11 protein-coding genes and 1 pseudogene are annotated in these 11,197 nt (G+C 70.4%); 3 read left to right on the top strand and 9 right to left on the bottom strand.

Going from position 1 to position 11,197, the window contains the following annotated elements; genetic code table 11:
• The 5 genes and pseudogenes from CW362_RS45115 to urtA all read right to left on the bottom strand — a co-directional run.
• A pseudogene (locus tag CW362_RS45115) lies at positions 1 to 118 on the bottom strand (ABC transporter ATP-binding protein); the annotation flags it as partial.
• Between the two features lie 5 nt (positions 119 to 123).
• Positions 124 to 906 carry an urea ABC transporter ATP-binding protein UrtD gene (gene urtD, locus CW362_RS40850; protein ID WP_103554653.1) on the bottom strand — a complete coding sequence of 261 codons (783 nt, stop codon included), beginning with the start codon at positions 904 to 906 and terminating at the stop codon, positions 124 to 126.
• Positions 903 to 2,033, bottom strand: a complete 1,131-nt coding sequence (gene urtC, locus CW362_RS40845; RefSeq protein ID WP_103554652.1) for an urea ABC transporter permease subunit UrtC — start codon at positions 2,031 to 2,033, stop codon at positions 903 to 905. The genes urtD and urtC overlap by 4 nt, the downstream gene beginning before the upstream one ends.
• A complete protein-coding gene (urtB, locus tag CW362_RS40840) occupies positions 2,030 to 2,917 on the bottom strand; it encodes an urea ABC transporter permease subunit UrtB (protein ID WP_103554651.1) in 888 nt (295 codons plus the stop codon). Before urtB ends, urtC begins: the two co-directional genes overlap by 4 nt.
• 99 nt (positions 2,918 to 3,016) lie before the next feature.
• The gene (gene urtA / locus CW362_RS40835) at positions 3,017 to 4,270 is read right to left on the bottom strand and encodes an urea ABC transporter substrate-binding protein (RefSeq protein WP_103554650.1); all 1,254 of its coding nucleotides are present in this window, start codon (positions 4,268 to 4,270) and stop codon (positions 3,017 to 3,019) included.
• A gap of 395 nt (positions 4,271 to 4,665) precedes the next feature.
• On the opposite strand from urtA, the gene CW362_RS40830 reads away from it, so the two are divergent.
• Positions 4,666 to 5,148, top strand: coding sequence for a MarR family winged helix-turn-helix transcriptional regulator (locus CW362_RS40830; protein ID WP_103554649.1), 483 nt, complete (start codon positions 4,666 to 4,668; stop codon positions 5,146 to 5,148).
• On the opposite strand, the gene CW362_RS40825 is transcribed toward CW362_RS40830, so the two are convergent.
• Complete coding sequence (locus tag CW362_RS40825) at positions 5,105 to 6,223, bottom strand: substrate-binding domain-containing protein (protein WP_103554648.1); 1,119 nt, start codon at positions 6,221 to 6,223, stop codon at positions 5,105 to 5,107. The genes CW362_RS40830 and CW362_RS40825 overlap by 44 nt on opposite strands.
• A 1,225-nt stretch (positions 6,224 to 7,448) precedes the next feature.
• Here CW362_RS40825 and CW362_RS40820 point away from each other — a divergent pair.
• Positions 7,449 to 7,988, top strand: a complete 540-nt coding sequence (locus tag CW362_RS40820) for a response regulator transcription factor (protein ID WP_162684401.1) — start codon at positions 7,449 to 7,451, stop codon at positions 7,986 to 7,988.
• A gap of 52 nt (positions 7,989 to 8,040) precedes the next feature.
• Here the strand turns inward: CW362_RS40820 and CW362_RS40815 are convergent, their stop codons facing one another.
• Positions 8,041 to 8,529, bottom strand: coding sequence for a hypothetical protein (locus CW362_RS40815; protein ID WP_103554646.1), 489 nt, complete (start codon positions 8,527 to 8,529; stop codon positions 8,041 to 8,043).
• A gap of 393 nt (positions 8,530 to 8,922) precedes the next feature.
• Positions 8,923 to 9,369 carry an anthrone oxygenase family protein gene (locus CW362_RS40810; RefSeq protein WP_103554645.1) on the bottom strand — a complete coding sequence of 149 codons (447 nt, stop codon included), beginning with the start codon at positions 9,367 to 9,369 and terminating at the stop codon, positions 8,923 to 8,925.
• Positions 9,370 to 9,460: 91 nt separating this feature from the next.
• Between CW362_RS40810 and CW362_RS40805 the strand changes: the two genes are divergently transcribed.
• Positions 9,461 to 10,039, top strand: coding sequence for a TetR/AcrR family transcriptional regulator (locus tag CW362_RS40805; RefSeq protein WP_103554644.1), 579 nt, complete (start codon positions 9,461 to 9,463; stop codon positions 10,037 to 10,039).
• A gap of 310 nt (positions 10,040 to 10,349) precedes the next feature.
• Here the strand turns inward: CW362_RS40805 and CW362_RS40800 are convergent, their stop codons facing one another.
• Entirely contained in the window at positions 10,350 to 11,138 is a 789-nt protein-coding gene (locus tag CW362_RS40800; protein WP_103554643.1) for a hypothetical protein, read from the bottom strand.
• Positions 11,139 to 11,197: the final 59 nt, after the last annotated feature.

Raw genomic sequence — 11,197 nt, 5'->3', positions numbered from 1 at the left:
TGCCGGCGCCGTTGTGGCCGAGGACGGTGGCGACACCGTCCTTCGGGACGGTGAGGGTGACGCTGTGCAGGACCGTGGTGCGGTCGTAGCCGGCCCGGACGGAGGTGATCTCCAGCATCTGGCTCAGGCCTCCTCGGCGACGGCCACGGCGGTGGCGGGAGCGGGATCGGGTTGCGTGGTGCGGCCGAGGTAGACCTCCTGGACCCTGGTGTCGGCCTGGACCTCGGCGACGGTGCCCTCGCTGAGGACCTTGCCGGCGTGCAGGACGCTGACGCTGCGGGCGTAGGAGCGCATGAAGTCCATGTCGTGCTCGATGACGACGACCGTGCGGTCCGCGCTGATGTGCTGGAGCAGTGTGCCGGTGGCCTCGCGTTCGTCGTGGCTCATGCCGGCGACCGGTTCGTCGAGGAGCAGCAGCCGCACGTCCTGGACGAGCAGCATGCCGATCTCCAGCCACTGCTTCTGTCCGTGGGCGAGGGTGCCGGCCAGGCGGTCGCGCAGGTGGGTCAGTCCGGTGGTCTCCAGGGCCTTCGCGACCGGTTCGGGGATGTTCTTGCGGGGCCTGAGCATCGTCCACGGGCCCCGTCCGGCGCCCGCGGCGATGTCGAGGTTCTGCAGGACGGTCAGTCGGTCGAAGACCGTGGCGGTCTGGAACGTACGTCCGATGCCCATGCGGGCGATCTTGTGGACGGGCCTGCCCAGCAGGTCCTGGTCGCCGAAGCGCACCGAGCCGGTCGCCTTGACCAGGCCGGTGACGGCGTCGACCAGGGTGGTCTTGCCGGCGCCGTTGGGGCCGATGAGGAAGCGCAGGTCGCCGGGGTGGATGTCGAGGTCGACGCCGTCGACGGCGGTGAAGCCGTCGAAGGTCACCCGCAGGCCGCGGACGGTCAGTTGCTCGCCGCTCATGGCCTCTCTCCCGTCGTAGGAGCGGTGGTGGCGGTGGCGGTGCGGCGTCTGCGCAGGACGGCGCCCAGGGAGGCCAGTCCGCCGGGCAGGAAGCCGACCGCGACCACGAACAGCAGGCCCTGGAGGTAGGTCCACGCGGCGGGGAAGGCGTCGGAGAGCGTGCTCTGCGTCCAGGCCACCGCGATCGCGCCGAGCACGGCGCCCACCAGGGAGGCCCGGCCGCCGACGGCGGCGCCGATGACGAAGCCGATGGAGGGCACGATCCCGATCAGCGCCGGGGAGATGATGCCGACCGCGGGGACGAACAGGGCGCCGGCCAGGCCCGCCGTGCCGGCCGCGAGGACGTAGGCGACGAGTTTGACGTTGGCCGGGTCGTAGCCGAGGAAGCGGACCCGTTCCTCGGAGTCCCGTACGGCGACGAGGAGTTCGCCGTACCGGCTGGTGAACAGCCGGCGGGCGCCGGTCATCAGGAGCAGCAGGACGGTGGCGATGATGAGGTACACCATCCGCTGGTTGACGGGGTCGTCGAGGGAGTAGCCGAAGAAGCCGTGGATGTCGGTGAGTCCGTTGGTGCCGCCGGTGGTGGCCTGCTGGCCGATCAGCCAGATGGACAGGGCGGCGGCCAGGGCCTGGCTGAGGATCGCGAAGTAGGCGCCCTTGACGCGGCGGCGGAAGACGAAGAAGCCGAGCAGGGCGGCGAGGGTCATCGGCAGCAGCACGGTCATGGCGAGCGCGAAGGCCGGGTCGGCGAACGGTTTCCACCACCAGGGCAGGGTTTCACCGGTGCCGTACAGCTGCATGAAGTCGGGCAGGGTCTCGCCGGTGGCGGCCGCGTCGGTGAGTTTGAGGTGCATGGCCATGGCGTAGCCGCCGAGGCCGAAGAAGACGCCCTGGCCGAGCACCATGAGCCCGCCGCGGCCCCAGGCGAGGCTGACGCCGACCGCGACGATCGCGTAACACAGGTATTTGGCGAGGAGGTTGAGGCGGAAGTCGGAGAGGACGGCCGGTGCGAGGCCGAGGAGGAGTACGGCGCCGAGGGCGAGAGCGGCGGGGGCTCGCAGCCGCTTGGGCAGGGAGGGGGGCGGTGGTGTCACCGCGGCGGGAGCGGGGGTGGTCGTGGTCGTCATGCCAGGCTCCGGGTGCGCAGGGTGTACAGGCCCTGGGGCCGCCACTGCAGGAAGGCGACGATCGCCACGAGCACGATGACCTTGGCGACGCTGAGGGTCGTCGAGTATTCGAGGACCGATTGGAGGATGCCGAGCGCGAAGGCGGTGATGACGCTGCCCTTGAGCTGTCCGATGCCGCCCACGACGACGACCAGGAAGGCGTCGACGATGTAGTTGGTGCCCGTCGTCGGGCCGATGGGGCCGACCAGGGTGAGGGCGACGCCGGCTATGCCCGCGAGGCCCGAGCCGATGAAGAAGGTGATGCGGTCGACCTGCCCGGTGGCGATCCCGGAGACCTCGGCCAGGTCGCGGTTCTGGACGACGGCGCGGATACGGCGTCCCAGTGGTGTGAGTTTCAGGACGAGGGTGAGGGCGAGGACGCTCAGCAGGGCCAGGCCGAGGATGAACAGGCGGTTGTTGGCGAAGGTGATGCCGCCGCCCAGCGCGATGTTTCCGGTGAGGAGGTCGGGCGCGGTGGTCTGCACGTTGGGGGCGCCGAAGATGTCGCGGGCGAGTTGCTGGAGCATCAGCGAGACGCCCCAGGTCACCAGCAGCGTGTCCAGCGGGCGTGTGTAGAGGCGGCGGATGAGCAGCCATTCCAGCAGGGCGCCCATGGCCCCGGCGGCCAGGAAGGCGATGGGCAGGGCGGCGAGCAGGGAGAGGCCCGCGCTGCTGATGGACTTCTGCAGCACGTACGTGGTGTAGGCGCCGGCCATGATGAACTCGCCGTGCGCCATGTTGATCACGCCCATCTGGCCGAAGGTCAGGGTCAGGCCGAGGGCGATGAGCAGCAGGACGGCGCCGATGCTGATGCCGGTGAGGGACTGGTTGAGGACGACCGTCATGGGGCGGCTCCGGGTCGGGGACGCGGGTACGGGTGTGCGCGGGTGCCGTGGGCGTGGCCCGGCCCTTGGGAGAGGGCCGGGTCCGGTGCCGTGCGGGGCTCAGGAGAGCTGGGAGGCCCAGGAGTAGCCCTTGAGGTACGGGTCGGGCTTGACCGGCTTGCCGGAGTTCCACACCTCGGTGATCAGACCGTCGGAGCCGACCTTGCCGATCCGGGCGGTCTTGTAGACGTGCTGGGTGGCGCCGTCCACGGTGACCTTGCCTTCGGGGGCGTCGAGTTCGATGCCGTCGGAGGCGGCCTTCACCTTCGTCACGTCGAAGGACCCGGCCTTCTCGACCATCGCCTTCCACAGGTAGAGGGAGATGTAGGCGGCCTCCATCGGGTCGGAGGTCGGTTTGCCCTTGCCGTACGCCGCCTGGTAGGCGGCCACGAACTTGGTGTTGGCCGCGCCCGGGGTGGTCTCGTAGTAGTTCCAGGCCGTGAGCTGGCCGTCCAGGTACTGGGTGCCGATGCTCTTGACCTCCTCCTCGGCGATGGAGACCGAGAGCACCGGCAGGCTCTTGGCGGTCAGGCCGGCGGACTTGTACTCCTTGAAGAAGGCGACGTTGGAGTCACCGTTGAGGGTGTTGAACACGGCGTCCGCGCCGGCGTCCTTGACCTTGTTGACGATGGTGCCGAACTCGGTGGAGCCGAGCGGGGCGTAGTCCTCGCCGACGACGTGCATGCCGTTGGCCTTCGCGTACGCCTTGATGATCTTGTTGGCGGTGCGCGGGAAGACGTAGTCGCTGCCGACCAGGTAGAGCTTGGTCAGACCCCGCTTCTTGAGGTAGTCCAGCGCGGGCACGATCTGCTGGTTGGTGGTGGCGCCGGTGTAGAAGATGTACGGCGACTGCTCCAGGCCTTCGTACTGCACGGGGTAGAACAGCAGGGACTTGTACCGTTCGAAGACGGGCTTGACGGCCTTTCGGCTGGCCGAGGTCCAGCAGCCGAAGGTGGCCACGACCTTGTCGTCCTTGATGAGGGTCTCCGCCTTCTCGGCGAAGGTGGGCCAGTCGGAGGCGCCGTCCTGGCTGACGGGCTCGAGCTTCTTGCCCAGCACGCCACCGGAAGCGTTGATCTCCTTCACCGCGAGCAACAGCGCGTTGTGGACGGTGACTTCGCTGATCGCCATGGTGCCCGAGAGCGAGTTCAGCAGCCCGACCTTGACCGTGTCGCCGGAGGTGTCGGCCTTGGCGCCGGAGCCGGTGGAGGTGGTGTCGCCCGTCTTGGCGCCGCACGCGCCGAGGGCGGCCGAGGTGCCGACGGCCGATATTCCGGCGAGGAGACCGCGCCTGCTGATGCTGAACCCGGACATGCACAACCTCCTTGCCCCGAAGGGCGATACGAAGAGAGCGGAACGACTCTGTGGAGGGATGAAGGGGAAAGCGCTTCAGAAGTGGCGGTGTCTGCGCACGGGTCCCCAGCCGTTCCGGGGTGGCCTCCGGGCTGGTCGCTGAAGTGCGACCACAGCCTGCGGGGACACTGTTTCAACCGCGTTTCGCGGCAATTGAAGAACAGTTTCCAGTGGAAGTATCGCGGCCTGCCAAATCCGGGAAGTCGCCGCCGAATAGGCCCGGTTGAGGACATGACAGCAATGGCGATCAATGTTTCCCCTGGAAAGGATCAGTTATTCTGATTCCCCTTTTTCGAGGGCCCGCTGATCGACGGTAGGCTCGGACACCGGTCGGCGAGCACGAGCGGAGGAGCACGATGGCGAGACGGCCCCAGGAACTGCTCCACCTGCTCACGCGGGCCGAACGGCTGGCCGTGCGCCGGGTGCAGTGCGTCCTCGACGAGTTCGAGTGCTCCGTGGAGGCGTGGCGGGTGCTCGACCTGCTCTCCGACGGGCGGGGCCACAACATGACGGCCCTGGCCGACCACGCCTTCCTGCCGGCCCCGAGCCTCACCAAGCTGATGGACCAACTCGTCGACCAGAACCTGGTCTACCGTCGCGTCGACCCGGCCGACCGGCGCCGTGTCCTGGCCCACCTCACCCCACGGGGCAGGCAGCGGTGGCAGGTGCTGGCGCGCGAAGTGCGGGCCGACTGGGACGACTTGGAGCATCTGCCCGCGGGCGAGGAGCTGGACGGCCTGCTCGCGCAGCTGGCCGAGGCCCTGGAAGGACGGCCCACCACCGATCCGGCACGCGTCACGGCAGGTCGTGCGGGGAAGGCAGTTGGGCGAGCACGTTGAAGTCGGGCCCGGCCGCCTCCGCCAGGTAGATGCGCTGGCGGACATGCCGGTCATGGAGGCGGAGCAGGCCGCGCGGACCCTCGTAGGAGACACTCTCGGCGGCGGCCGAGATCGCGGAGACGTCCAGGGTGCGGGCCCGCTCGATGAGCGAGGCGAGCAGCATCACGCCCTCGTAGCACGACTCGCCGAGGCTGCCGGGGGCCGGTGCCTCGAAGCCGAAGCGGCCGGCGTAGCGGCCGTGGAAGTCCAGGGTGTCCTGGTTGGCGAGCGAGGCGAAGAAACCGGCCGTGCTGAACAGGTCGCCGGTCGCCTCGGGGCCGCTGGCCATCAGCATGTTCTCGTCCATCAGCGTGCTCAGCCGCAGACAGCGCTGGTCGAGGCCGAAGGCGGCGAAGGCCCGGTTGAAGCGGACCGCGTCGCTGCCGACGAGCAGCATCAGCACACCGTCCGCGTCCGTGTGCTCGATGCGTCGCAGCACGTCGGCGAAGTCCTCGGTGCCCAGCGGCAGGTAGGCCTCGCCGCAGACCCGTCCGCCCCGCGGCGCGCGGGCGTAGCGGCGGGCGGCCCGGGCGGTGCGCCGGGGCCAGACGTAGTCGTTGCCGACGACGAACCACCTGCGCACCCGCCGTGTCCCGGCGAGCAGCCGCATGGCGGGCCGCAGCTGCCAGTCCGGCGTCTCGCTGGTCATGAAGACCCCGTCTGTGCGCTCCCCGCCTTCGTAGAGGGCGGTGTACACGTACGGCACCCGGTGCGCGATGCGCGGCGCCACCGCCTGGCGGACCGAGGAGATGTGCCAGCCGGTCACCCCGTGCACCGCGCCGGTCGCCACCAGGGCCTCGACCTCCTCGGCGACCTTCTCCGGCCGGGCTCCGCCGTCCACCTCCAGCAGCCGCAGCTCCCTGCCGAGCACGCCGCCGGCCTTGTTGACCTCTTCGGCGGCCAGCCGTGCGCACGCCTCGCAGGCGGGACCGAAGATGCCGGCGGGCCCTTGCATCGGGTACACGAGCGCGACGTTCAGGGCCGAGTCGTCGACCGTCAGCCACTCAGGGCTGTGGAGGTGGAGCGGCCGGCGCATGTTCCCATGATTGCCCGACGGCGATCGGCGCCCAAGCACCGGCCGGAATCGAAACCGGTTCGTAGGCTCGAGGAGGCGACTCGAGAAGGCGAGGGGCTCGAGGAGGCGGGCGCGCGGCCCGGCACGGGGCGCGGGGCGGCGTCCGGGGACGGACGTGTCGGGCGGGACGGCCCGCGCCCGTGGCGCTCCTGCCCGCGCAGCGACGCACTCCTCGGCGAGGCCGGCCCGGGCACGGTGAGACTCGGGTCCGGTGGCGGCAGTGGCGATTGCGCACGGCGCCGTCTTGTGCGGTGAAGCATCCCGACGGCTTGTGGGGTCCTCCGCGGCTACGGAGGCCCCCCCCCTTTCCGATGACCACCCAGATCCAGGAGGGCCGGTTCGGTCGGCGGGCGGCGTCTGGTGCCGTCCGTGCTCACAGTCTGCGGGGGCGGGGCCGGCCCCGCCATCCCAAAAAACACTCGATCCCGGCGGCGGACACGGGGATTGATGCCGGCTCGGCCAGGAACCAATTCGTATGTCCCCGGCACTGCGGGTGCTGCGAGACTGGCCGGGGCACGCGGTCTTCTCTGCCGGGCAGATGACGCGGCGGATCCTGGCGAACTCGCCATTTCATGATCCGGCCGACGCTCCGGCCCCGCCGGTCGAAGGCGACCTGACCCCACCGCGGTGAACCACGATGGGGCGGCGCGAAAAACCCATCGACGATCGCACCGGCGATCTCGCCCGTTTCGCCTTGGATCTGCGGGCACTGCGCCGGGCAGCCGACCTACCGCGAGATGGCCAGGCATGCGCACTACTCGGCGCCCGCGCTGTCGAAGGCCGCCGCTGGCCGGAGCCTGCCGTCGTGGCCGTGCGTGGAGGCATACCTGCGGGCCTTCGTGTGGCCGATCCGCACGTTCTCGATCGGTGGAAGTCGCGTTGGGGCGTCGTTCGTGAGGCTGTGTCAAGCGCTCCGGTGACTTCCGGCACGGGGGCAGCCGTGCCCGTACCCGGTGCGGCACCGAAGCCGGGTCCGCTGCCTGTTCCGCGTGAGGGTGATGGCGCTGCCGAGGCCGCCGCGGAGCATCCGCGCCGGGACGGCACGGTCCGAAGGGCGCGCCGAGATCGCACGCTCGATGTGTCCGGGGGCTCCGCTCGTCGAAGAGCGTTTCCGTCAGCGGCGCGCCTGGTTCACGCGCCCGTCCGGATCATGCTCGTCGCCCCTCGAAGTCTTGTGCGTCGTGGGATGGCCGCGCTTCTCTCGTCCGAGCAGGATCTGAAGGTCGTCGCTGAAGCCGGCAGTCCCGAGGAGGCGCTTCGCGGGGCACGGACCGCCCGGCCTGCGGCTGTGGTCCTGGACTTTCCCGGACATGAGCCGGTCTTCGTCTCCCAACTGCACCGTCTTCTGCCCGACTCCGCGTTCGTGGCTCTGGTCGAGCCCCGGTCGACGCCGCCGCTGTTCGCCGGCCTTATCGGGCGTCTGGGGGTGGCGGTCCTGTCGAAGGACATCGAGCCGCACGAGTTCTGCGATGCTCTGCGTCACGCGGTGAACGGCGAATACGTCATCGACCCGACGCTGACGGCTCCGACACCCGGCGTTCTGACCCCCAGGGAGCTGGAAATCCTGGAAATGGTCGCATACGGCCGTCGAAACCGGCAGATCGCCGATCGACTGGTCCTGAGCGTCAGGACCGTGGAAACCCACATCCCCAGCATCCTGGCCAAGCTGGCGGCCACCTCCAGGATGGAGGCGGTGGTCAACGCCAGGCGAGCGGGATGGCTGTAGGAGGCCAAGGCAGAGTTTGATCTTCATGGGCAACCGTCCTGCCCTCTCCGGTTCAAGTGGCGGCCCGGGGCGGCGAACCCGCGCAGGCGGGGCCTCTCGTCGATGCGCGGCCCATGCAGACGGGCGAGCCGGGGACGGGGGCCGGGCCGAGTCGCCTTGCGACTGCCCTGAGCCGCGTGCAAGTGGCCCCGGCGCACGCGGCGGCCCGGCCTCCGCCGGACCCCTCGGGTTGTTCCCCGAGCCTCTTGCCGCGACCGGGGTCAGAGGGCTCCGCGGCGGTGACGGTGACGGCGTCCTCCACCCGGCGGGCGTCGTACCCCTCATAGGCGCGGTCCAGAACCTGGCCGGGCCGGTGCCATGCCGTTCCGTCCCACCGGTAGCAGCCGTGCCGGTAGAGGAACTTGTTGTGCCCGTACATCCAGTCGTGGTGCAGGTCGCCCATGTCCTGGTCGCGGATCAGCAGGACGGTGCGGCCGTACGCGGGGTGCTGGTGGACGGCCTGCGCGTAGGCGCGATTCTTCGTTTCGGTCGTGAAGGCCACCCATCCCCCGCCGGGCAAGGAATCCGTACGGCTCCACAGCCTTCACCCTGGTTGCGGCCGGTCCGTTCGATCGCGCCGGGATTCTCCGGGGGCGGCCGCTCATCGTTGATGAACGGCCGCCCCCGGAACCGGATGATCGGTGCGCAGCCCATGGGCGACCGGACGGATCGCACTCATGGCGCCTCCTTCGATGCGGCTCCCAGCGCCCGGAACGCTCACGCCCGGACGCGCTCCCCGCATCCCTGCGGCGGGGCAGAGACCGCCGAACCCGAATGAACGGCCCGGCTCCCACCGGCGGCATCCGCCGGCTTCGCGCGGGGTGCCCGCCCGGAGCGGTGGGTGCCGGGCGGCGGCTGCACGACGGCGTCACCGGTGCGGTCTTCGCCCGCGGTATCAGGCGAGGGCGGTGGCCAGCAGGGTGAAGGCGGCGATGATGACGGCGACGCGGACGTAGTGGTAGCGGTCCCAGCGGCGCAGTTGCTGCTTCCAGTCGGCGGGCCGGTTGTCGGGGGTCCAGGTCTTGTTCCGGTTGTTGATCGGGACGAGCAGCAGGATCGACATGACCACGCTGACGATCAGCAGGCCGGCGGCAATGACGACGAGTCCGGCGCCGTGGTGGTGCCATCCGGCGACGGCCCAGACGGCGCTGAGGACGAGCGAGCCGATGTACCAGAACGGCATCAGGGCGCCGAGTATCCGGCCGCCGTGGGCGTGGCCGAGCTGGCCGCTGTCCTCGGGGAGCGCGTTCAGGATCCGGTTCATGATGAAGGCGACGGAGAACTCCACCCCCACCATCACGCCGACGACCACGGTGGTGAAGACCTCGAGTGCGTTGAGCATGACGACCCCTCCCGGAATCTAGCGTTGCTAGCTGATGGGTCAACACTAGTACTGCTGTCGCTCGATTGTCTAGCGGTGCTAGGATCGGGTCATGTCGGTACAGGAACGCAAACAGCGCGAACGGGCGGAACGCGAGCGCCTCATCGTGGCGACGGCCCGCGAACTCGCCGAGCAGCAGGGCTGGGACGCGGTCACCACCCGCCGGCTCGCCGAACGCATCGAGTACAGCCAGCCCGTCCTCTACAGCCACTTCCGCGGCAAACGCGAGATCATCGGCGCCGTCGCCCTCGAAGGCGCCACCGAGATGGCCGCGGCCCTGCGCGCCGCGACCTCCGCCGAGCACACCCCGCGCGCCCGGGTCACCGCCCTCGCCCACGCCTACCTCGACTTCGCCGAGCGCAACCCGGCGGTCTACGACGCCCTGTTCCAGCTCGACGGCGGCCTGACCTACGCGCAGGAGGACACCCCCGAGCCGCTGAAGGACGCCTTCGCCGCCCTGCTCGAATGCCTCACCGACGTCGCCGGGGACGGCATCCATCCGGGGCTGTTCACCGAGGTGTTCTGGGCGTCCCTGCACGGGCTGGCCACCCTGACCCGGGCAGGACGGCTGCTGCCCGGGGACGCCGGGCAAAGAGTGCGCCTGCTGGTGGACCGCCTCGCCGTGGCCTGACGGACCGCCCGGGCGGGCGGCCGGGGTCCTCGGGCCGGCCGCGCCGCCACGTGCGGGGAACGTTGCGGCTCACCCGGCGTGGGGGGGCGCCTGCGCCGGTGGCGCGGTCCCCGCCCCGGGCGCCGCGGGGGCGGCGGGTGCGGCGGGTGCGGCGGGTGCGGCGGACGGGCCGGGGAAGGTCCTGTGGACCGGGGCGGAGCAGGGCCGGGCCGCCCCACCCCGCTCTCACCTCGGCGTAGCACCCTTGGTGACCGTGTGCTTCATCTGGCCTCTCGACCACACTGGTCGTTTTCGGGCCGGGAGGTCGGGATCAGTGGGCCCAGGCCAGTCGGATGGCCTCGATTTCCGTGTCGTTCAGGAGGGCCTCGACGAGCGGGGCGGGGCCTGCGACCTTGGTGGCCCAGAGGTCGTGGTCCGTGCAGAGGACCCAGGACCGGTCCTGGGCCCAGAGGTTGGACGGGGTCCAACCGTCCTCCTCCGGGTGGTCGTACAGTGCCTTGGCATCCGCGAGCGTGCCGGCCCGGACGTGCAGGTTGCCGAAGTCCTCAGTCCTCTGCAACAGCGGGTTGTAGTAGGCCATGCAGCGGGTCTCCGGACCCTGCGGGCTGTGCTCGGTGAGGATGTCGACCAGGCGGTTCCAGTCGGTCCGGTCCAGACTGCCCTCGGACGGCCCCGCGATGCCGACCGGCCAGCCACTCGGCTCCCGAAGCGAGGGGAAGGAGCGGTAGCAAGGCAGCCGCCCCTCGGGCGCCACGGGATCACCGGTCCGCTTCGAGAGCTCCGCCCAGCGCAGCCGACGCCAACGGAGGCTCGGGGGCTCGCCCGGCGTTCCCCCGAACACGTCCGCGGGGTCGAGGCCAGGGATAACCTCGGGACCGCCGCCATTCAGCACAGCTCGTTGATACGCGACATAGGACATGCTGGTGGGCCCGAGTTCGTGTTCGTACATGGAGTGGAGGACCCAGGCGGCGTCGGGCAGTGCCGGCGGCATGAAGCCGGTCAGCCCATCATCGTCGGCGAGCTCCCGCAGCCAGCCGGTCTCCCCAGCCGCGGTCAGCGGCCACCGGGCCACCGCCAGAGCAGCGGATGTCTCGTTCATCCGTTCAGGATCTCACCCGCTGCGGCGAGCGCCGGGGCCACTTCCCAGCCTCCACCACC

The organism is Streptomyces populi, from assembly GCF_002911015.1.
Classification (GTDB): domain Bacteria; phylum Actinomycetota; class Actinomycetes; order Streptomycetales; family Streptomycetaceae; genus Streptomyces; species Streptomyces populi.
This window is presented reverse-complemented; position numbering and strand designations above follow the sequence as displayed.

Excerpts from the sequence above, each read along its gene's own strand:
- urtC (WP_103554652.1), bottom strand. The coding sequence starts at position 2,033 with ATGACGACCACGACCACCCCCGCTCCCGCCGCGGTGACACCACCGCCC.
- urtD (WP_103554653.1), bottom strand. The coding sequence starts at position 906 with ATGAGCGGCGAGCAACTGACCGTCCGCGGCCTGCGGGTGACCTTCGAC.
- urtB (WP_103554651.1), bottom strand. The coding sequence starts at position 2,917 with ATGACGGTCGTCCTCAACCAGTCCCTCACCGGCATCAGCATCGGCGCC.
- CW362_RS40825 (WP_103554648.1), bottom strand. The coding sequence starts at position 6,223 with ATGCGCCGGCCGCTCCACCTCCACAGCCCTGAGTGGCTGACGGTCGAC.
- CW362_RS40800 (WP_103554643.1), bottom strand. The coding sequence starts at position 11,138 with ATGAACGAGACATCCGCTGCTCTGGCGGTGGCCCGGTGGCCGCTGACC.
- CW362_RS40820 (WP_162684401.1), top strand. The coding sequence starts at position 7,449 with ATGGCCGCGCTTCTCTCGTCCGAGCAGGATCTGAAGGTCGTCGCTGAA.
- CW362_RS40805 (WP_103554644.1), top strand. The coding sequence starts at position 9,461 with ATGTCGGTACAGGAACGCAAACAGCGCGAACGGGCGGAACGCGAGCGC.
- CW362_RS40810 (WP_103554645.1), bottom strand. The coding sequence starts at position 9,369 with ATGCTCAACGCACTCGAGGTCTTCACCACCGTGGTCGTCGGCGTGATG.
- urtA (WP_103554650.1), bottom strand. The coding sequence starts at position 4,270 with ATGTCCGGGTTCAGCATCAGCAGGCGCGGTCTCCTCGCCGGAATATCG.
- CW362_RS40830 (WP_103554649.1), top strand. The coding sequence starts at position 4,666 with ATGGCGAGACGGCCCCAGGAACTGCTCCACCTGCTCACGCGGGCCGAA.